The 19,885-nt window shown below is 47.7% G+C and carries 19 protein-coding genes; 12 read left to right on the forward strand and 7 right to left on the reverse strand.

The window, feature by feature from the left end; genetic code table 11:
• Position 1: 1 nt before the first annotated feature.
• Positions 2-559: a Sua5/YciO/YrdC/YwlC family protein gene (locus tag Pcarn_RS13510; protein WP_261834328.1), complete on the reverse strand. Its 558-nt coding sequence runs from the start codon at positions 557-559 to the stop codon at positions 2-4.
• A 184-nt stretch (positions 560-743) separates the two neighbouring features.
• Between Pcarn_RS13510 and purE the strand changes: the two genes are divergently transcribed.
• Positions 744-1,229 (forward strand): 5-(carboxyamino)imidazole ribonucleotide mutase, encoded by a 486-nt coding sequence (gene purE / locus Pcarn_RS13515; protein WP_261834329.1) that lies wholly within the window; start codon positions 744-746, stop codon positions 1,227-1,229.
• A gap of 4 nt (positions 1,230-1,233) precedes the next feature.
• Positions 1,234-2,346 (forward strand): 5-(carboxyamino)imidazole ribonucleotide synthase, encoded by a 1,113-nt coding sequence (locus Pcarn_RS13520; protein WP_261834330.1) that lies wholly within the window; start codon positions 1,234-1,236, stop codon positions 2,344-2,346.
• Between the two features lie 43 nt (positions 2,347-2,389).
• On the opposite strand, the gene Pcarn_RS13525 is transcribed toward Pcarn_RS13520, so the two are convergent.
• Genes Pcarn_RS13525 through dprA form a run of 3 tightly spaced genes read right to left on the reverse strand, consistent with a single transcriptional unit; the run spans position 2,390 to position 4,527 of the window.
• A complete protein-coding gene (locus Pcarn_RS13525) occupies positions 2,390-2,932 on the reverse strand; it encodes a DNA topoisomerase family protein (RefSeq protein WP_261834331.1) in 543 nt (180 codons plus the stop codon).
• Between the two features lie 3 nt (positions 2,933-2,935).
• A complete protein-coding gene (locus Pcarn_RS13530; protein WP_261834332.1) occupies positions 2,936-3,409 on the reverse strand; it encodes a DUF494 family protein in 474 nt (157 codons plus the stop codon).
• Between the two features lie 2 nt (positions 3,410-3,411).
• Entirely contained in the window at positions 3,412-4,527 is a 1,116-nt protein-coding gene (gene dprA / locus Pcarn_RS13535; RefSeq protein WP_261834333.1) for a DNA-processing protein DprA, read from the reverse strand.
• A gap of 108 nt (positions 4,528-4,635) precedes the next feature.
• Here dprA and def point away from each other — a divergent pair, with 108 nt between their 5' ends.
• Genes def through Pcarn_RS13560 form a run of 5 tightly spaced genes read left to right on the forward strand, consistent with a single transcriptional unit; the run spans position 4,636 to position 10,322 of the window.
• Positions 4,636-5,148: a peptide deformylase gene (gene def, locus Pcarn_RS13540; RefSeq protein WP_261834334.1), complete on the forward strand. Its 513-nt coding sequence runs from the start codon at positions 4,636-4,638 to the stop codon at positions 5,146-5,148.
• 15 nt (positions 5,149-5,163) lie between these two features.
• Positions 5,164-6,120, forward strand: a complete 957-nt coding sequence (gene fmt / locus Pcarn_RS13545; RefSeq protein ID WP_261834335.1) for a methionyl-tRNA formyltransferase — start codon at positions 5,164-5,166, stop codon at positions 6,118-6,120.
• Between the two features lie 55 nt (positions 6,121-6,175).
• On the forward strand, positions 6,176-7,465 hold the full coding sequence (gene rsmB, locus Pcarn_RS13550) for a 16S rRNA (cytosine(967)-C(5))-methyltransferase RsmB (protein WP_261834336.1): 1,290 nt from the start codon (positions 6,176-6,178) through the stop codon (positions 7,463-7,465).
• 26 nt (positions 7,466-7,491) lie between these two features.
• Positions 7,492-8,868, forward strand: coding sequence for a Trk system potassium transporter TrkA (trkA, locus tag Pcarn_RS13555; protein ID WP_261834337.1), 1,377 nt, complete (start codon positions 7,492-7,494; stop codon positions 8,866-8,868).
• Between the two features lie 8 nt (positions 8,869-8,876).
• Complete coding sequence (locus Pcarn_RS13560) at positions 8,877-10,322, forward strand: TrkH family potassium uptake protein (protein WP_261834338.1); 1,446 nt, start codon at positions 8,877-8,879, stop codon at positions 10,320-10,322.
• Here the strand turns inward: Pcarn_RS13560 and Pcarn_RS13565 are convergent.
• Positions 10,319-11,128 (reverse strand): sporulation protein, encoded by an 810-nt coding sequence (locus Pcarn_RS13565; protein ID WP_261834339.1) that lies wholly within the window; start codon positions 11,126-11,128, stop codon positions 10,319-10,321. The two genes, Pcarn_RS13560 and Pcarn_RS13565, sit on opposite strands and share 4 nt — an antisense overlap.
• Positions 11,129-11,643: 515 nt before the next feature.
• Here Pcarn_RS13565 and Pcarn_RS13570 point away from each other — a divergent pair.
• The 4 genes from Pcarn_RS13570 to Pcarn_RS13585 all read left to right on the forward strand — a co-directional run bounded on the left by Pcarn_RS13570 (position 11,644) and on the right by Pcarn_RS13585 (position 15,184).
• Entirely contained in the window at positions 11,644-11,910 is a 267-nt protein-coding gene (locus Pcarn_RS13570; RefSeq protein WP_261834340.1) for a YihD family protein, read from the forward strand.
• Between the two features lie 112 nt (positions 11,911-12,022).
• Entirely contained in the window at positions 12,023-13,435 is a 1,413-nt protein-coding gene (gene ccoG, locus Pcarn_RS13575) for a cytochrome c oxidase accessory protein CcoG (RefSeq protein WP_261834341.1), read from the forward strand.
• A 105-nt stretch (positions 13,436-13,540) separates the two neighbouring features.
• On the forward strand, positions 13,541-14,527 hold the full coding sequence (locus tag Pcarn_RS13580; protein ID WP_261834342.1) for a serine/threonine protein kinase: 987 nt from the start codon (positions 13,541-13,543) through the stop codon (positions 14,525-14,527).
• 54 nt (positions 14,528-14,581) lie between these two features.
• Positions 14,582-15,184, forward strand: coding sequence for a thiol:disulfide interchange protein DsbA/DsbL (locus Pcarn_RS13585; protein WP_261834343.1), 603 nt, complete (start codon positions 14,582-14,584; stop codon positions 15,182-15,184).
• A 39-nt stretch (positions 15,185-15,223) separates the two neighbouring features.
• Here the strand turns inward: Pcarn_RS13585 and Pcarn_RS13590 are convergent, their stop codons facing one another.
• Both Pcarn_RS13590 and Pcarn_RS13595 read right to left on the reverse strand, forming a co-directional pair.
• Positions 15,224-16,096: an acyltransferase gene (locus Pcarn_RS13590; RefSeq protein ID WP_261834344.1), complete on the reverse strand. Its 873-nt coding sequence runs from the start codon at positions 16,094-16,096 to the stop codon at positions 15,224-15,226.
• A gap of 196 nt (positions 16,097-16,292) precedes the next feature.
• Positions 16,293-17,816 carry a YifB family Mg chelatase-like AAA ATPase gene (locus Pcarn_RS13595; RefSeq protein WP_261834345.1) on the reverse strand — a complete coding sequence of 508 codons (1,524 nt, stop codon included), beginning with the start codon at positions 17,814-17,816 and terminating at the stop codon, positions 16,293-16,295.
• Positions 17,817-18,235: 419 nt separating this feature from the next.
• Between Pcarn_RS13595 and ilvG the strand changes: the two genes are divergently transcribed.
• Positions 18,236-19,882 carry an acetolactate synthase 2 catalytic subunit gene (gene ilvG / locus Pcarn_RS13600; protein WP_261834346.1) on the forward strand — a complete coding sequence of 549 codons (1,647 nt, stop codon included), beginning with the start codon at positions 18,236-18,238 and terminating at the stop codon, positions 19,880-19,882.
• The last annotated feature ends 3 nt before the right edge of the window (positions 19,883-19,885 follow it).

Here is a 19,885-nt window from a genome sequence, read left to right on the forward strand (position 1 = left end):
CTTATCCCTGCCTTAATACTTTAAGCGTTCTCGCATCACGGATTTCTGACGGGTTTTGTCTATCACCTACCACACCATTCACTACAAATACCTTCTCATCACCAAGCTGCTCGATAACTTGCTCTGTGGTTGTACACGGTGGGAGACCGGAGAGGTTAGCGCTAGTCGAAGTAATAGGTTTGCCGAATTCTAAGCACAGCTTCTGCACCGTTGGGTGGTCAGTAACACGTACCGCGACTGTATCGAATTGGCCGTGCACCAATTCATGGGTCTTTTTGCTGATAGGCATCACCCAAGTCACAGGGCCTGGCCAACTTTGAAATACTGTATCTAGCTGCTCTTGAGTCAACTGAGTAGCGTCTATATAGGGAAGAAGCTGTTCGAAGCTTGCCGCAATCAAGATAAGCCCTTTAGCTGTATCTCTTTGCTTTAGTTCAATGAGAGCCTCAAGCGCTTGTTGATTATCAGGGTCACAGCCCACGCCGAATACCGCCTCTGTTGGATAGGCGATCACTCGTCCTTGTTGTAGTGCCTCTACTGCACCATCCATTAAAATCATTATTTCCTTGGTCCTAAAGCAGACTTCTGTTGCAAATAGTTTACAAATTCTTTTCGTAACTTCTAATCATTTCCTTTTAATTCGACTAAATAGCTGACGCAAACGTTTTCCTAGACAAAAAATAGCCGTATAATGCGCGCAAAATTGATATTCCACGCTCAAACAGTCAAATCAGGAGTCTTACATGCAAGTCGGTATTATCATGGGTTCTAAGTCAGATTGGCCAACGATGAAACTCGCTGCAGAAATGCTTGATCAGTTCGGTGTTAGCTACGAAACCAAGGTAGTTTCAGCTCACCGTACACCTCAACTACTCGCGGATTATTCTAACAGTGCCAAAGATCGTGGTATCAAGGTGATCATCGCTGGTGCTGGCGGTGCAGCTCACCTTCCGGGTATGTGTGCAGCTTTTACTAGCCTGCCAGTTCTTGGTGTTCCAGTTCAGTCTCGTGCACTTAAAGGCATGGACTCACTACTGTCTATCGTGCAAATGCCTAAAGGCATCGCGGTGGGTACGCTAGCTATCGGTGAAGCCGGCGCTGCGAACGCAGGTATCCTAGCTGCTCAAATCATCGGTACTCATGTTCCTGAGGTGATGGAAAAGGTTGAAGCCTTCCGCAAGGAACAAACCGATACCGTTCTAGCAAATCCAAACCCAGCTGAGGACTAATACGATGCAGGTTCTGGTTCTAGGTGCGGGCCAACTGGCTCGCATGATGGCTCTAGCCTCTGCGCCTCTTAACATCAAGACGCTAGCCTTTGATGTTAACAGTGAAGCGATTGTTGAGCCGATCACTCAGACTAAGCTTGGACAAGGTCTAGACGTGGCTATCGAGCAGGCTGATGTGATCACCGCCGAGTTTGAGCATGTACCACACCCGGTTCTCGATGCATGTCAGGCAAGTGGAAAGCTATTCCCTAGTGCAGAAGCCATCAAAACTGGTGGTGACCGTCGCATTGAGAAAGCCCTGCTAGATAAAGCCGAGGTTGCCAATGCCAAATACGCACTGATTCGCACTCGCGAAGACTTTAACTCAGCTATCGACTACGTTGGCCTACCTATGGTGCTTAAGAGCACGCTAGGTGGCTATGACGGTAAAGGTCAATGGCGTTTGAAGTCTACTGAACAAGTCGAACAGATTTGGGATGAGATGGAAGAGTGCATCAATGCTTCTGAAGCCCAGGCTATCATCGCCGAAGAGTTTGTCTCTTTTGATCGTGAAGTTTCTCTGGTTGGTGCTCGCAATGCTAAAGGTGACATTGCGGTTTATCCACTAGCCGAAAACGTACATACCGATGGTGTGCTGAGCCTTTCAACGGCAATCGCTGATGAAGCACTTCAAGCTCAAGCAAAGCAGATGTTTACCGCTGTGGCTGAGTGTCTGGACTATGTTGGTGTTCTGGCTCTAGAGTTCTTCGATGTGCAAGGTAAGCTAATGGTAAACGAGATTGCGCCTCGCGTTCATAACTCTGGTCACTGGACTCAACAAGGCGCTGAGACCTGCCAGTTTGAGAACCATATGCGCGCGGTATGCGGTCTACCTTTAGGTAGCACTGAACTTCTACGCCCAACTAGCATGATCAACATCCTAGGTGAAGATACATTGCCAGAAGCGGTTCTAGAGATGAATCAAGCACATGTGCACTGGTACGGCAAAGAAAAGCGCCCTGGTCGCAAGATGGGCCACATCAACGTGTGTGGAAAAGATGAAGCAGACCTAACTGTTCAGCTTGAAGCGATTGCTAAGTTACTAGACCCAAAAGCCTACCCGGCTCTAACCAAGTAATTAGCTTTGATAAAGACTAAAAAGGCAGCCTAGGCTGCCTTTTCTATTTCTGAACTGCTTGGCATTTTCGGTCTGCACAGACCAAGCCACTTTTCTTCTTAGTGAGAAGCTTAAAGCCACACTCCTGACACACCCCTTCTACAGGCTCAGTGTTCAGCGCAAAATCGCATTTAGGGTAGCTATCGCAAGCATGAAATACCTTACCAAAGCGAGACTTCCTATCTACAAGGTTGCCCGTACTGCAGGCAGGACAAGTAATCTTCTTCTGGGGCTGTTCTTCTTCATCCATGTGCGCAATGTAGTGACACTCAGGATAGGATTCACAACCGATAAACATACCATAGCGACCTTGGCGTAATACCAACTCATTACCACATTCAGGACAGGGTACCCCCAAAGCCTTAATAACCTGGCCCGATGGCTGATGCAGAGGTTTAATGAAGTCGCAGTCGGGGTAGTTAGCACAACCTAAAAATGCGCCATGTTTACCATGACGCATCTGGAGTTCACCACCACATTGGGGACAGTGTTGTTCGAGAGCACTGCCGTGGGACGAGAATAACTGGTTGTCGATTTGACCACTCATAGCTTAGTGAAGCACACCATGGTCTGTAGAGTAGAGCAGCTCTTCCATCGTGGTATATGCGCTCTCATTGCCAGGCACATTAAATAACACCATCAAGATGATCCACTTGAGGTCATCCAGTTGAAGGTCCATTGTTTCGAGCCCCATTACACGGTCGATCACCATCTCACGTGACTCAGGAGTTAGCACGTTGATCTGCTCTAGGAATAGTAGAAAACCACGACAACGGGTATCGAGGCGCTGCTGCTCTTTCTCTGAGTAGATACGCATAGATGTGGCTGAGCTCAGCGCGATCTGTTGGCTGTTTTCTTCATTTTGCAGTGCAGCAAGGTCTTCAAGCCAGTTCAGTGCCTTGTAGATCTCTTGCTGGCGGAAACCTGCTCGAAGGAGTTCTTGCTCAAGCTCGTCCTGATCGACGTTTAAATCGCTGTCACTATGAACATATGTTTCGAACAGATACATAAGAATATCCATCATAGTTAGCTCCCCCTCAATCTAATAAAACCACCACCTGCTGAAGCAACTAATCCCTTAAGCTCCAACTCTAATAGGTGCATCATAACCTTATTTACGGATAAATGGGTCCTTTCCGACAAAAAATCAACCGACTCTGGTTGTGCTCCTAAAAGCTCGTAGACAGCTCGTTCAGATGCCTCCAGTGATGCCTCTATTTTAAGCGGTTGTTTTTCCTCAGATACTGTTCTCTCTTCTAGTTTTGACCTGAGTTTTTCATCAGAAATTTCATCTACAACCTCATCAGCGCTAGTGACTAATATTGCACCTTCACGTATCAGATGGTTACACCCTTTAGTTGCGGGATTATGAATAGAACCCGGGACTGCGAACACTTCCCTGCCCTGTTCAAGCGAGAATCGAGCGGTAATCAGGGTACCACTCCTAAGGCCTGCTTCGACCACCACAACCCCGAGACTCAAGCCACTTATGATGCGATTGCGACGCGGGAAGTTTTGCGCCTTTGGCGGCACGTAGGGAGGAAACTCACTCACCAAAGCGCCCCTTTCTCGAACTCTTTGCATCAAGCCACGATGAGCTTTTGGGTAACAATGATCAAATCCATTTCCAAGCACAGCAATAGTCGTCCCATCCGCATCCAAACAGCCCTGATGTGAGCGACCATCAATACCCGTGGCTAAACCGCTGGTAACGACCAGTCCCAGCTCTACAAAACGTCGGGAAAACTCACTGGCTATATCAAGCCCCTCTCTTGTGGCTGAACGACTACCGACCATAGCAATCTGCGGAAGGTTTAGCGCTTTTTTATCCCCCTCCACAAACAGCGCAATTGGTGGGGTGGCAATATGAGATAACTGGGAGGGATAGTTATCATCTTCTAGTGTGAATAGGTGGCGCTGAACACCTTGAGCCCAACTGAGGCATGTCTCAACCTCTCGGCCACCTTTGTCTCTTATATGCTTGGCCTGAAATGGCTTAAAACCGATATTGATCAGCTCCTTATAAGAGCAAGTTAACAACTCTTTTGGTGATGTCTGTTCGATGATTCGCTGAGTTTTAACCCCAGATAATCCAGGGGTCGTATGCAGGGTTAACCAAGGGATTTTTTGCTCTTCATTCATCTCACAAACGCCTATCAATATTGGTGCTGTTATTTGAAGACCAAAATGACTAAAATTGTCACAATCCGCCGATGAACTTTCGGCACACTTCAATGTATTTGAGAAACTATGTCCGTATTACAAGTTTTAACTTTTCCAGATGACCGTCTTCGTACTGTGGCTAAGCCAGTAGAAGAGTTTACTCCTGAACTGCAACAACATATCGACGATATGATTGAAACCATGTACGCAGAAGAAGGCATTGGCTTAGCTTCAACTCAAGTAGACGTGCATCAGCGTATCGTGGTTATCGATATCTCTGAGACTCGCGATGAGGCTATGGTTCTGATCAACCCTGAAATCACCGACAAGCGCGGTGAAGATGGCATTGAAGAGGGCTGTCTATCTGTACCTGGTGCTCGCGCACTTGTGCCACGTGCCCACGAAGTAACGGTTAAAGCCCTAGACCGCGAAGGTAAAGAGTTCACCTTCGATGCTGACGACCTACTTGCTATCTGTGTTCAGCACGAACTGGACCACCTAGAAGGCAAATTGTTTGTTGATTACCTATCTCCTCTTAAGCGTCGTCGCATCAAAGAGAAGCTAGAAAAAATCAAACGCTTCAACGAAAAGAACCAATAATCTAGGAGCCTTACCTTGAGCGAAAAACTGAAAGTCATTTTTGCAGGTACTCCTGACTTCGCCGCCGACCATCTGGCGGCGTTGTTATCTTCAGAGCATGAAGTTATCGCGGTGTACTCTCAACCAGACCGTCCTGCTGGTCGCGGCAAAAAGCTAACCGCTAGCCCGGTTAAGACCTTGGCTCTTGAGCACAATGTACCTGTATATCAGCCAGAGAACTTCAAATCAGATGAAGCTAAGCAAGAACTTGCTGACTTGAATGCAGACATCATGGTAGTGGTGGCATACGGTCTACTGTTGCCAAAAGCTGTACTGGATACGCCGCGTCTGGGCTGTATCAATGTGCACGGCTCTATCTTGCCTCGCTGGCGTGGTGCAGCTCCAATCCAACGCTCTATCTGGGCAGGTGACGAGCAGACTGGTGTTACCATAATGCAAATGGATGTAGGCCTAGATACTGGCGATATGCTGCATATTGCTACTCTGGATATCCAAGATACCGATACCAGTGCAGACCTGTATCACAAGCTTGCTAAGCTTGGTCCTGTGGCTCTGATCGACTGTCTGGAGAAAATAGCTAGCGGTAGTGCAAAAGCTGAGAAACAAGACGATGCACTAGCAAACTACGCTAAGAAGCTAAGTAAAGAAGAAGCACGTATCGACTGGACTAAGGACGCCGTAGCCCTTGAGCGTGAAATTCGCGCTTTCAATCCATGGCCGATCAGCCACTTCGCTATCGAAGATAAGAGCATCAAGGTTTGGAAGTCTCGTGTTGAATCAAGCGATAAAGACCTAGCACCAGGCACCATCATCAGCGCCGATAAGTCTGGCATCAAGGTTGCAACCGGAAACCAAGCCCTAGTGCTTGAGCAGATTCAAGTTCCTGGCAAGAAAGCCATGGCCGTATCCGATGTGCTCAACTCCAGAGCAGACTGGTTTAAACCCGGCTCTCAACTAACAGAAAATCAATAAGTTAACTACACTAAGGCTTGAGTTTCTCAAGCCTTACTCTTTTAGGGAATTACCTATGAACGTTCGTGCAGCTGCCGCTACTGTACTCTTCCAAGTTGTGGACAAAGGGCATTCGCTTTCCAGCGCCCTACCTCAAGCGCAAGCTAAGCTAAACCCAAAGGACCATGCCCTGTTGCAGGAGATCTGCTACGGCGTATTGCGCTACCTTCCACGCCTTGAATCCATCGTTAATCAGCTCATGGACAAGCCCCTAAAAGGCAAGCAGCGTGTTTTTCATCACCTGATCCTAGTGGGTATCTATCAGCTTAGCTTTATGCGCACCGCCGACCATGCTGCGGTTGCAGAGACGGTTGAAGCGGCCAAATCACTACGCGGTATCAAGCTAAAAGGTCTTATCAATGCCATCTTGCGTAACTATCAGCGCCAACAAGAAGCGCTAGATAAGAAAGCCACCAGCACAGATGCAGGTAAATACGGTCACCCAGGCTGGCTACTAAAGTTACTCAAAGAAGCATACCCAGAAAACTGGCAAGAGATTGTTGAAGAGAACAATACCAAGGCTCCTATGTGGCTGCGTGTGAACAACAAGCACAAAACCACACAAGAGTACCTTGCTCTTCTTGAAGAAAACGGCATCGAAGCGGTTGTACACCCTCAAGCACAGCACGCCCTTAAGCTAGAGCGTCCTTGTGATGTGAACAAGCTACCTGGCTTTGACAAAGGCTGGGTGTCGGTACAAGACGCTGCAGCACAGCTGTCATTTGAATACCTACAGCCAAAAGATGGCGAGTTGATCCTAGATTGCTGCTGTGCACCGGGCGGTAAAACGGCACATATCCTAGAAAACACCCAAGGTGGCCATGTTGTGGCTATCGATGCTGACCAGCAGCGTCTAGAGCGTGTGTATCAGAACCTTGAGCGTTTGAACCTTAAGGCTGAAGTTATCCATGGCGATGCTCGTCACCCAGAACAGTGGTGGAAGGGCGATAAGTTTGACCGCATCCTGCTAGATGCGCCATGTTCAGCAACCGGCGTAATCCGCCGTCATCCTGACATCAAGTGGCTACGTCGTGCAGACGACCTACCAGCGTTGGCGGAACTTCAGAGCGAAATCATTGATGCTATGTGGCAGCAACTCAAACCAGGTGGAACCTTAGTTTACGCAACCTGTTCCATCGCACCGATTGAAAATAGAGACCAAATAAAGGCATTCTTGGCGCGCACCAGTGATGCCAAGCTTGTAGACAGCGATCCTGAGAACCCTGGCCGACAAATTTTGCCGGGTGAGCACAATATGGATGGCTTCTTCTATGCGGTTTTAGAAAAGGCAACTAAAGTAAGTTAAGTCGAGCAGTAATAGAGAACTAAGCTATGAAAATCATAATCTTAGGCGCAGGTCAGGTAGGCGGCACCCTAGCGGAAAACCTAGTAGGTGAAAACAACGATATCACCATAGTCGATACCAATAGCCGTCGTTTGAGTGAGCTTCAGAACAAATACGACCTTCGCGTAGTTAATGGTGAAGCGAGTCACCCAGACACACTCAAAGAGGCCGGTGCCCAAGATGCGGACATGTTGGTGGCAGTAACCAATGCCGATGAAACCAATATGATCGCCTGCCAGATCGCTTTCACTCTATTCAATACTCCAAACCGTATTGCACGTATCCGCTCTCGCGAATATCTGGCTGAAAAAGAGACCTTGTTTAAATCGGGTGCTATCCCGGTAGACCATCTGATTGCTCCTGAAGAGCTAGTCACTGGCTATATTGAACGCCTGATCCAGTATCCTGGAGCACTGCAAGTAGTAAGCTTTGCTCAAGAAAAGGTTAGCCTAGTAGCAGTTAAGGCCTACTACGGCGGCCCATTGGTGGGTAATGCTATCTCAGCACTTCGTGAGCATATGCCCCATATCGATACCCGTGTTGCAGCAATCTTCCGTCAAGGCCGAGCCATTCGTCCGCAAGGCACCACCATTATCGAAGCCGATGATGAAGTGTTTTTTGTAGCGGCCAGTAATGACATTCGCTCAGTAATGAGTGAACTCCAGCGCCTTGAAAAACAGTATCGCAAGATCATGATCGTGGGTGGCGGTAACATAGGTGCTAGCCTAGCTAAGCGTCTTGAACGCAACTACGCGGTTAAGCTTATCGAGAAAGACCTAGAGCGTGCCACCTTCCTATCTGAAGAGCTGGAAAACACCATGGTGCTCTGTGGTGACGCGGCGGATAGAGAGCTTCTCTATGAAGAAAACATCGAAGAGATGGATGCCTATATCGCCCTAACCAACGAAGATGAAACCAACATTATGTCGGCTATGCTGGCTAAGAGTCTAAATGCTCGTAAGGTGATGGTGCTTATCCAGCGTGGGGCGTACGTGGACCTAGTTCAGGGTGGTGATATCGATGTGGCTATCTCGCCACAGCAAGCCACCATCTCTGAGCTTCTGACCCATGTTCGCCGTGGTGATATCGTTAACGTATCATCCCTACGACGTGGCGCCGCTGAGGCTATCGAGGTTGTAGCTCGTGGTGATCAAAATACTTCTAAGGTTGTCGGCCGTGCCGTTGAAGACCTGAAACTTCCACCAGGCACAACCATAGGTGCTATCGTTCGTGGCGAAGAGGTATTAATTGCCCATGACCGCACCGTTATCGAACAGGATGACCATATCGTGATGTTCTTGGTAGACAAGAAATACGTCACTAACGTTGAAGCGCTGTTCCAACCAAGTCCGTTCTACCTCTAAGGTTCGACATGGTTAACATCAGACCCATACTGTTTGTACTCGGGCTAGTGCTCTCAAAGCTAGCCCTATTTATGTACCCGCCAACCATTTTAGCCCTATTCAACCCTGGTAGTGGCTTCGTTGAATTCGCTAAAGCGGTCGCCATCACCCATCTAGCCTCGTTTATCTGTTTGTCCTTTGGCCGCTCGGCCCATTTTAGGCTTAATGTTCGTGATGTGTTCTTGGTAACAACCCTAGTATGGGTGGTGTGCACCGTGTTTGCGGCTCTACCCTTTGTCTTTATCAATCACATCAGCTTTACCGATGCCTTCTTTGAGACCATGTCTGGCATCACCACCACAGGCTCAACCGTACTAAGTGGCCTAGATGATATGTCCCACAGCATCTTACTATGGCGCTCACTGCTTCAATGGCTAGGTGGTATCGGCTTCATCGTTATGGGCGTAGCTATCCTGCCAATGCTCAATGTAGGTGGTATGCGTTTATTCCAAACCGAGTCTTCAGATTGGTCGGATAAGAGTGACCCAAGAGTCAAGAACGTCGCCAAGAGCATAGTGGTGGTTTATGCCAGTCTGACTCTGGCTTGCATCATCGCCTATATGTTTGCGGGAATGAATCTGTTCGAGGCCATCAACCATGCCTTCACCACTATCTCTACCGGTGGTTATAGCACCTCCGATGGTTCTATGAACCATTTCTCACACTCAGCACAATGGCTATCTACCCTGTTCATGTTCCTAGGTGGCTTGCCTTTCTTACTGTTTGTAGCGGTAGTGAAGAAGAAATCTTTCGCCGCACTGGCCAAAGATGCTCAAGTACTGGGGTTCTTTAAGCTGTTTATGGCAGCGAGCCTTGCCATTGCCGCTTGGCTAGTTTTGCATGACCACTACCATGTGATGGATGCTCTGCGCGTTTCTATGTTTAATGTGGTCTCTGTACTGACCACCACTGGCTTTGGGCTAGAAGACTTCACCGCGTGGGGTACATTAACCACGGTTCTGTTCGCCTTCCTATTAATGATGGGCGCATGCTCCGGCTCTACCGCAGGCGGTATCAAGGTATTTCGCTTCCAAATAGCTAATACCCTTTTAAAGATACAGATGATGAAGCTTATCCACCCATCTGGAGTATTTGTTCAGCGCTACAACAAGCGCACGGTAAACGACGAGATCATTCGCTCGGTAGTGGCGTTCAGTCTGACCTTCTTTGCCACCATATTGATCATTGCAGCCGGGCTGAGTGCGTTGGATCTGGATGCGGTGACTAGCCTGTCTGGTGCAATTACCGCAGTAGCTAACGTGGGACCGGGAATGGGTAGCATCATAGGTCCAACCGGTAACTTCGCTCCGCTACCGGATGCGGCCAAATGGATGTTGAGCTTCGGTATGCTGCTCGGCAGACTAGAGATACTCACCATACTGGTTCTGTTCCTGCCTGCCTTCTGGAAGCGTTAGTCTTCTCGGTTATCGAACAGCTCGAGTAAGAAATCGACCACCTGCTGGGCAGATTGCTCAGCGGTGAGTTGATTAGACAAGGTTAAGTGGGTTTCAAGATCGGGCGTACCCAATAGGCTTGAGAGCAAACCACCCAAGCCCTTTTTCTGTCTATCCACCTCAAACCACAACTTGAGCTCATTCTCATCTCGATAGGCAATGATTTCTAGCTCTCGCCAACTGCCATGAAACGGGCCTGTAGTAGGCACGAACTCAAACTCCTGTACGAATGGCAACGCAAAGCCCTTCGCCTCTTCACACTCTACCTGACGGATGCGCAAACCCAGCTCTTCTAATTCGAAAAAGATTTTATCTAGGACAGGATCGGGGCGAACGGTAAGCATATCTTTGTCTGAAGGGTCGATGGCCATATCGATATCCAAAGAGGTTTCAAGCCATACTTTGGAGTCACCGAGGGTGATTGGTGTATTCAGCGGCACATCCAACTCAACCTCGAAGGTGCGCTCTTCCCCAGACTCAATCGTGAAGGAATAAGGCAGTTGCCATTTATCTAAAACAAAGTTGACGGGAACACGGCTTTTTCTTGCGCCCTCCCTGTCATCATTTGGGTGGCGGTCTTTCTCGGCTATATAGCGGCAGCAGAGCTTGAGGTCGATATGGTCTATCTTCTGCGCACTAGAGCCACCATACACATGAATGACGATACGAACCTTATCGCCCGGTATCAGAACCTCTTGCTGTAGCACAGAATCTACTTTGGCAGAACCAATCCCTAAACTGGCTAATGTTTTCTTAAACAAAGACATATCCCACCCCCTGCGTTTTTGGGTATAGATTATATTGGTTGATAACCCATCAAAATCCAACCCTTACTCGAACAAACAGCCACTTAGATCAACTTGTTTCATAGCTGAAATGAATGTTTTTTGATTGCTGGTCAAAAATAGTGCTACCTTTAAATTGATATTGATTTAATATCTGCCTCGAATTTAACAATTCTGTTTAAACGGCAAAGGATGTGCCTGACTTATTGGTGAAGTATGTTTCCAACAACCGTCAGGTTCGCTCGCCCTTCGGGACGAGTGGCTCATCGCAGACCTGGGTATGCGAATGCGCCTAAAACAAATAAATCAGCGGCTCCAAAATCAACTCAAGATTAATTGAGTTGTAGGGCATAAAAGTCTTACTCGCTGTTTCTAAAAAGCGTAGGGTTTATCCCCTGCGCTTTTTTATTGTCTTTTTTACCTTTGACTGCTTCCATGGCGAGCGAATTTTGATACTTTACCTTGCAAGCACCACATATAGGATTTTGGAGAGAACAATGAAGTGTCATCGCGTTAACGAACTGATCGAGCTACTACACCCAGAGTGGCAAAAGGATCCAGACCTAAACCTGATCGAGTTTATTCTTAAGCTTTCACAGGAAGCGGGCTACGAAGGCAAATTAGAAGACCTAACCGATGATGTTCTAATTTATCACCTTAAGATGCGTAACAGCAGCAAAGAGGAAGAGATTCCAGGGCTGGCGAAAGATAAAGAAGATGACTTCAAGACCGCACTCCTGCGTGCTCGCGGCATCATCAAGTAATTTTAAGAGGGACTCAGTTTTGAGTCCCTTTTGCTTTAATCTGCAACTGATTTAACAACTTCTCTGTTTATACTTAGTTATACTGCGTCGAAATTCTGCTGTAGGACTAAGCATGAACAAGGACCGTATCGACGTCAAAGACGTCACCCCAAAGGCAAAATCTTCTCCTTCACAGCGTGACGATAGGTTTAATCCGAGTAATCGAATCTATGTGCGCGAAAGCAAAGGCGTGTATCAAAAGCTGCGTCGCTATGGTGCGTGGTTCTTACTGGCACTGTTCGCCCTTACGCCTTGGATACCTTATGGTGAGCGCCAGGCTATCCTGCTCGATATCGGTCAGCAGCAATTTAATTTCTTCGGTACCACTCTTTACCCACAAGACCTTACCCTGCTGGCTCTGCTATTTATGATAGCCGCGTTTGGTCTGTTCTTTATTACCACCTTCTTAGGTCGGGTATGGTGTGGCTATCTCTGCCCGCAAACCGTATGGACCTTTATGTACATCTGGTTCGAGGAAAAGCTGGAAGGGTCAGCCAATAAAAGACGTAAACAAGACTCACAAAAGCTGACTTCTAACCTGATGATGCGAAAGCTCTTGAAGCACCTAGCATGGATAGGTATCGCCATAGTCACGGGTCTCACCTTTGTCGGTTACTTTATTCCGTCTACAGAGCTTTGGGTGGACTTCTTTACCCTAAACGCCAGCTTCTGGCCTTATTTTTGGGTGCTGTTCTTTGCAGCTTGTACCTATGCCAACGCAGGCTGGATGCGATCTATTGTCTGTATCCATATGTGCCCATACGCTCGTTTCCAATCGGCCATGTTCGATAAAGATACCTTTATCGTGGGCTATGACGCCAAGCGCGGTGAATCTCGCGGACCTCGCTCTCGTAAAGCTAATCCAGCAGACCTTGGACTTGGTGATTGTATCGATTGTGACCTTTGCGTTCAGGTGTGCCCTACAGGTATCGACATCCGTAATGGCCTGCAATACGAATGCATCAACTGTGGTGCTTGTATCGACGCCTGTGATACCACAATGGAGCGCATGAACTATAAGAAAGGGCTGATCAGCTACACCACAGAGCACAAGCTAGAGGGCACGAATACCAAGGTGATGCGTCCTAAGCTGATAGGCTATGGCCTCATCATGCTGATAATGATTGGCGGGTTCTTCGCTCAAGTAGCAAGTGTAGAGCCAGCAGGCCTAAGCGTGCTTCGCGATAGAAACCAACTCTATCGCACCAACACAGACGGCTTTATCGAGAATACCTACACCCTTAAGATCATCAACAAAACCCAACAACCACAGCAATATCAGCTATCGGTTGAGGGATTGAGCGATGTGAAATGGTACGGACGCCAAACCGTGCAGGTATCCCCTGGTGAGGTATTTAGCCTACCTATAACCCTTGGAGCTGACCCAAGTGAATTAGACTCAGCGGTGACCCGTATCGAGTTCAAGTTGGATGACCAGCAAGGCTTTACCATCAACACCGAAAGCCGCTTTATCAAGCAGCTGTAGCCAACTCAAGTATCAAGCAAAAACCGGGCTCATCAGAGCCCGGACTTGTTTTCAATGCGTATAACAAATACTGTAGCTTCTATCACTGGATAAGATCCCTAGGCCATGAGCACCTCTTTTAACTTTGACTCCCTCACCCCTGACTTCATGTGGTACGCCTTAGAAAGCGTCGGCATTAGAGCTGAATCAGGCTTTCTCGCTCTCAACAGCTACGAAAACCGTGTATATCAATTTGTTGATGAAGAAAAACAGCGCTACGTGGTTAAGTTCTATCGTCCGCAGAGATGGAGTGAAGCTCAGATAGATGAAGAGCATGACTTCATGTTCGACTTGGAAGAACAAGAGATCCCAATTGCCATCCCTGAAATCTTGGGAGAACAATCGCTACACTTCTATAAAGGCTATCTTTTCGCGGTATATAAGAGCGTGGGAGGCCGTCAATTTGAGGTTGATAACTATGATCAACTCGAGATGGTGGGACGCTTCCTTGGCCGCATCCATAAGGTGAGCCAAGACCAAGCGCCGTATCAACACAGGCCGAGCATTGGTTTGGACGAGTATCTGTATCAACCAAGAGAGCTGCTGCAAAACAGCACCTTTATTCCCCCACACCTCGAAAATGTATTCTTCAACGACTTAGATCTACTGATAAAGAGTATCGAACAGAAGTGGGACAACAACTATCAGAATATTCGCCTGCACGGTGACTGCCACCCAGGTAATATCCTGTGGCGCGACGGACCAACCTTTGTAGACTTAGATGATTCGAGAAACGGCCCTGCAGTGCAGGACCTATGGATGATGCTAAACGGCGATCGCCAAGAGCAGCTGGTCCAGCTCGATATCTTGTTAGAGGGCTATCAAGAATTTTGCGATTTTAATAACGCTCAATTGAAACTGATCGAGCCTTTGCGCGGTCTACGCTTAGTGCACTACATGTCATGGCTTGCAAAAAGATGGCATGACCCTGCATTCCCAGTGGCATTTCCATGGTTCAATGATGCAAAATACTGGGAAGGCCAAGTTCTGGCATTTAAGGAGCAGCTCTCTGCCCTTGAAGAGCCACCACTATCATTAACACCTATGTGGTAATACTGGGCAGCCTTATTTGGAAGCCAAAATGAAAACCTTTGAAGGAGTATCTCAATGAAAAAGCTGATTACCTTGATGGCAACTATGTTCATCGCGCTAACAGCTCACGCAGCACAATTTAAAGAAGGTGAGAACTATACGGTTCTTGATCTTCCTGCGACCTCTAGCCCAACAGTAAATGAATTCTTCTCGTTCTACTGCCCTCACTGTAACCAGTTTGAGCCAATCATGGATACATTGAAGAAGTCGCTTCCAGAAAACGCTAAATTCCAGAAGACTCACGTATCTTTTATGGGTGGCAACATGGGCGTACCTATGAGCAAGGCATACGCGACTATGGTAGTGCTTAAGGCTGAAGATCAGATGGTTCCTGTAATGTTCCGTCGTATCCACCAGCTAAACGCGGCACCTAAGAACGAAGACGAGCTGCGCCAGATCTTCCTAGACGAAGGTATCGATGCGAAGAAATTCGACGCGGCTTACAAAGGCTTTGCGGTTGACTCTATGCAGCGTCGCTTCGACAAGCAGTTCAAAGACGCTGGCCTACGTGGCGTGCCAAGCATTGTCGTGAACGGTAAATACCTAGTTCAAACTGGCTCTATCAAGTCTACTCAAGACCTAATTAACCTAGTGAACTACCTGCTAACGCAGAAATAAGAAATAACGAGGGGAGCCAAACGCTCCCCTTTTTTAATGCTAGTAAATCTTATCCAGCTCTTTATCTTTGTCTGACCACAAGTCACCGAGCCACTGCTGGAATTGGCGCTTGTAGCGCTTGTCATTGAAATAATCGCCTCGCACCTGCTCATCCACAGGTAGAACCTTAATCTGCACCACAATGCGCTTCATACGGCCCATCAGCATGTCCTTGAATGGGTTCTCTACGTTATCCGGATACGCCAGTGTCACATCTATGATATTGCTGAACTGCTCCCCCATAGCCGCTAGGGTATAAGCGATACCGCCGGACTTTGGTTGTAACAGATGCTTATAGGAGCCTGATTTAGATTTATTGGCACGATAGCGAGTCCCTTCCACATAGTTGACTACCGTAGTTGGCATATGGCGGAATTTCTCACATGAGCGGCGAGTGGTTTCTAGGTCTTTGCCACGTTTCTCTGGATGACGGATCAGATACTCACGAGAGTAACGACGCATAAAGGGCATATCTAGCCCCCAGCAAGCCATGCCCAAAAAAGGTACGTAAAGCAGTTGCTGCTTGAGAAAGAACTTAGGCATAGGGATACGGTCTTTAAACACGCAACACAGCACCACGATATCCGTCCAACTGCGGTGGTTACTCAACATTAAATACCAGCCATCCATTTTAAGGCCTTCACCACCCTCAATCTGCCACTCAACATCACGGTTAAACAGAGCAAGGATCAAAGCATTGATAGTGGCCCAAATCCACATCACTTTATTGGCAAGGGTAGAGGATAATCTTCTCACGGCGTCAACCGGTACCAACATACGCACCAAAGCAAGTATGCAGATCGCAAGAGAAGCAACAGCAGTGTTCAAGATAACCAAGGAGGCAGTAATAATTAAAAAAATGTAACCAAACATAAATTCAAACGGAAAAACGGACACCTAAATTTTTTGACGGCTAATTATACAAGTAAGTCTAACAAGTTGAATACACTCTTAAATGGTCTGAGGTGTATTTGATATCAGTATACTCAATCTGTGCTCCAGATTTACTTTGTACATGCGATGTCGTTTACATTTTTCTAACTTCGATAATGCTGCTCCCCAATTCTGCTTAACAAGAAATCTGCTGATTCAATTCAATCAGTAGTTTATCCATCGAGCGGTACCCCAGCGCCTCAGCCAGATGATGTCTTTGAATAGCTTCACAACCCTCTAGGTCAGCTATGGTGCGAGAAACACGCAAAATTCTATGATAGGCGCGGATAGATAAGCCAAGGCTCAAGATCGCGTTCTCAAGAAAGCCCTCATCAGCACTTTCTAGCGAGCACACCTCTTGTATCTCGCGGCTCTGCAATTGAGCGTTTGGCTTGTTTGAACGAATAAGCATTAAGTCACGAGCCTTTAAAACTCGGCTCTTTACCTCCTGAGTAGACTCCCCACGACTACCATTGTGCAATGCCCCTCTGGGTAGCAACGGAATCTCGAGAGACATATCAAATCTATCCAAGAAAGGGCCTGATACCTTGTTAAGGTATCTCAGTATCGCCTGTGGGTTTATCCTAACCTGCCCCTCTCTGTAATGACCACTAGGGCTTGGGTTTAGAGCGGCTACTAACTGAAAGTTGGCTGGAAAAGTGCTTTTTCCTGCTGCTCTAGATATGACTATCTCGCCAGCCTCCAATGGCTCTCGCAAGGCGTCTAATACTCTGCGTTCAAATTCGGGCACCTCGTCTAGAAATAGAACTCCGTTGTGAGCCAAAGAGATCTCTCCTGGCTTTGGGGTGGAACCACCACCGACCAAAGCCACCATGGAGCTTGAGTGATGTGGTGATCTAAATGGTCTCTGTCGCCAACTGCAGCCAATAGAAACCTTGCCAACTAACGAAGATAAGGCGGCAACCTGCAGGGCTTCTTCTGTCTGCATTTCTGGCAGGAGATCCACTAGGCGAGTAGCTAGCATTGTCTTGCCTGTACCTGGAGGACCTAAGAACAAAATATTGTGACCGCCGGCTGCGGCTATCTCTAAAGCCCTCTTTCCCTGATGCTGGCCTATGATGTCCTGAAGGTCTCTTTCTAGCGATAAAGGACTGGCCTCCTCTTTATCATTCTTTAGCTCTAGGGTTAGTTGCCCTGCTAGGAAGGCCGCTACTTGAATCAAGGAGTTAGCCGACAGGTTGCGCTCTTTATCTACCAGAGCAACCTCATTGGCATTGCCCTCTGGGGAAATAAGGACTCGTTGATGCTTATTACTCGCCATAGCGGCCGCTATCACACCATTAACTGCTCTAAGCTCTCCAGATAGGGCTAACTCTCCCAACAATTCAGTGTCGTTAATTCTATCTGTAGGGAGTTGTTCACTGGCAATGAGTATCCCTATGGCGATTGGAAGGTCGAATCGGCCACCATCTTTAGGCAGGTCTGCTGGGGCTAGATTGACAGTTATCTTGCGGCTCGGAAACAGAAACTTAGAATTCAGTATTGCGCTTCGTACCCTGTCTTTTGATTCCTTCACACTGGTCTCAGCCAGCCCAACCAGATGAAAGCCCGGCATGCCTGGACCTATGTGAACCTCAACTGTCACCTGAGGTGCGTCGATTCCTACACTCGCTCTACTATGGATGATGGCTAACCCCATACAGGCTCCAAATTGATCCGAATAGTAATGGTTTAGCTCGTACCTATTTGGGGGCAAAATGAAAAAAGAATGAGTTTTTGCTTGTCACATCGAGAACTTCTGTGTTACCACTAACGGTATAAACACTGTGCAAAATTATTGCGGAATTTTTCTAGTTTTATTCACTGAAGTAAATATGTTGAAATCTCTTAACCTACTGCTGAACCTGATTGTCGTGGTGATTATTCATTCCGCGCGAGGGCGAGCAGGCGCAAAATAACACAGCAAGAATTCTAAGCCCTCGCACTGAAAAGTTCGGGGGCTTTTTTTAGTTTTAAGGTCTGAGTAAGGCCAGTTGCAGGAAATATGGAGCACAAGATGTGCGTTAAAGCTGAATTCACAACACAACAAAAAAACGCGACACAACAAGGGGGTTACCAATGAATGGTGCTCAGTTAGTCGTAGAGGCACTTCGCCAACAAGGTATCAAATCCGTTTTTGGATACCCTGGTGGTGCAATCATGCCAATCTACGATGCACTTTATGATGGTGGCGTAGAGCATATTCTTTGCCGTCACGAACAAGGTGCAGCCATCGCAGCCATAGGTATGGCTCGTGCAACCCAAGAGGTTGCAGTATGCATGGCAACATCCGGCCCAGGTGCGACAAACCTTGTCACCGGCCTTGCCGATGCCTTCTTGGACTCAGTTCCAGTAGTAGCCATCACAGGTCAGGTAGCCAGCCCTCTTATCGGCACCGATGCTTTCCAAGAAATGGATGTGATCGGTATGTCCCTATCTTGTACCAAGCATAGCTACTTGGTTACTGATATTGATGAACTTGCGCCAACCCTAGCCGAGGCATTCGAGGTAGCTCAATCTGGACGTCCAGGCCCAGTTATCGTAGATATCGCTAAAGATGTTCAGCTAGCAGAAGCGCCTACTGCAGTTCTTCCTGAGTTTGAGGCACCTATGATGCCTGTACCTCAACCTGAGGAATATCGCCTAGCACAGGCTCTACTGCGTGAAAGTCGTCGTCCAGTTCTCTATGTAGGTGGCGGTGTTCAGTTGGCTAAAGCGACAGACACAGTTCGCCAGTTCTTAAGCGACAACCCAATGCCATCGGTAAGTACCCTAAAAGGCCTGGGTACCATCGAGCGTCATAACCCATGCTACCTGGGTATGCTTGGCATGCACGGCACTAAGGCAGCTAACCTAATCGTACAAGAGTCTGACCTTCTTATCGTTGTAGGTGCGCGCTTCGATGACCGCGTGACTGGCAAGCTAGATAGCTTCGCGCCAAACGCCAAGGTTATCCACCTAGATATCGACAAGGCAGAGTTCAATAAACTAAGACATGCACACGCGACCCTTCGTGGTGACATCAATGAGATCCTGCCTCAGATTCATCTAGAGAACGATATCACCCCTTGGGTTCACCACTGTGAAAGCCTACGTAACGGCTTTAAATGGCGCTATGACCACCCAGGTGAGCCTATCTATGCTCCGCTTCTGCTTAAGCAGCTTTCAGATATGATGCCGGATACCTCTATGGTCTCAACCGACGTAGGGCAGCATCAGATGTGGGCAGCACAGCACATTCAGCCACGTGAGCCTCAGAACTTCATCACCTCATCTGGCCTAGGCACCATGGGTTTTGGTCTGCCAGCAGCTATGGGCGCTTCTGTAGCGCGTCCTGATGACCAATCTATCCTCATCACAGGTGATGGCTCATTTATGATGAACGTGCAAGAACTAGGTACGCTGAAGCGTCGTCAGATCCCTGTGAAGATAGTGCTTCTTAACAACCAGCGCCTCGGCATGGTTCGTCAGTGGCAGTCACTGTTCTTCGACGGTCGCCATAGTGAGACCATCCTAGATGACAACCCAGATTTCGTCATGCTAGCTAAGTCGTTTGATATCCCAGGTAAAACCATCACCACTAAGGCTGAGGTAGAACCTGCACTTAAAGAGATGCTTGAATGTGAGACCTCTTATCTTCTGCACGTCCTTATCGACGAAGAAGAAAACGTATGGCCTCTGGTTCCACCAGGCGCGTCCAACGAAGACATGTTAGAGAACACCTAATAG

Origin of the sequence: Vibrio ishigakensis, from assembly GCF_024347675.1 — a bacterium.
In the GTDB taxonomy this organism is placed as follows: Bacteria; Pseudomonadota; Gammaproteobacteria; order Enterobacterales; family Vibrionaceae; genus Vibrio; species Vibrio ishigakensis.

Bases quoted from the DNA above. Each gene is read 5' to 3' on its own strand.
- Pcarn_RS13580 (WP_261834342.1), top strand. From the start codon at position 13,541: ATGAGCACCTCTTTTAACTTTGACTCCCTCACCCCTGACTTCATGTGG.
- Pcarn_RS13560 (WP_261834338.1), top strand. From the start codon at position 8,877: ATGGTTAACATCAGACCCATACTGTTTGTACTCGGGCTAGTGCTCTCA.
- Pcarn_RS13510 (WP_261834328.1), bottom strand. From the start codon at position 559: ATGATTTTAATGGATGGTGCAGTAGAGGCACTACAACAAGGACGAGTG.
- Pcarn_RS13525 (WP_261834331.1), bottom strand. From the start codon at position 2,932: ATGAGTGGTCAAATCGACAACCAGTTATTCTCGTCCCACGGCAGTGCT.
- rsmB (WP_261834336.1), top strand. From the start codon at position 6,176: ATGAACGTTCGTGCAGCTGCCGCTACTGTACTCTTCCAAGTTGTGGAC.
- purE (WP_261834329.1), top strand. From the start codon at position 744: ATGCAAGTCGGTATTATCATGGGTTCTAAGTCAGATTGGCCAACGATG.
- trkA (WP_261834337.1), top strand. From the start codon at position 7,492: ATGAAAATCATAATCTTAGGCGCAGGTCAGGTAGGCGGCACCCTAGCG.
- Pcarn_RS13570 (WP_261834340.1), top strand. From the start codon at position 11,644: ATGAAGTGTCATCGCGTTAACGAACTGATCGAGCTACTACACCCAGAG.
- ilvG (WP_261834346.1), top strand. From the start codon at position 18,236: ATGAATGGTGCTCAGTTAGTCGTAGAGGCACTTCGCCAACAAGGTATC.
- Pcarn_RS13595 (WP_261834345.1), bottom strand. From the start codon at position 17,816: ATGGGGTTAGCCATCATCCATAGTAGAGCGAGTGTAGGAATCGACGCA.
- Pcarn_RS13585 (WP_261834343.1), top strand. From the start codon at position 14,582: ATGAAAAAGCTGATTACCTTGATGGCAACTATGTTCATCGCGCTAACA.
- dprA (WP_261834333.1), bottom strand. From the start codon at position 4,527: ATGAATGAAGAGCAAAAAATCCCTTGGTTAACCCTGCATACGACCCCT.
- def (WP_261834334.1), top strand. From the start codon at position 4,636: ATGTCCGTATTACAAGTTTTAACTTTTCCAGATGACCGTCTTCGTACT.
- Pcarn_RS13590 (WP_261834344.1), bottom strand. From the start codon at position 16,096: ATGTTTGGTTACATTTTTTTAATTATTACTGCCTCCTTGGTTATCTTG.
- Pcarn_RS13565 (WP_261834339.1), bottom strand. From the start codon at position 11,128: ATGTCTTTGTTTAAGAAAACATTAGCCAGTTTAGGGATTGGTTCTGCC.
- ccoG (WP_261834341.1), top strand. From the start codon at position 12,023: ATGAACAAGGACCGTATCGACGTCAAAGACGTCACCCCAAAGGCAAAA.
- Pcarn_RS13530 (WP_261834332.1), bottom strand. From the start codon at position 3,409: ATGATGGATATTCTTATGTATCTGTTCGAAACATATGTTCATAGTGAC.
- Pcarn_RS13520 (WP_261834330.1), top strand. From the start codon at position 1,234: ATGCAGGTTCTGGTTCTAGGTGCGGGCCAACTGGCTCGCATGATGGCT.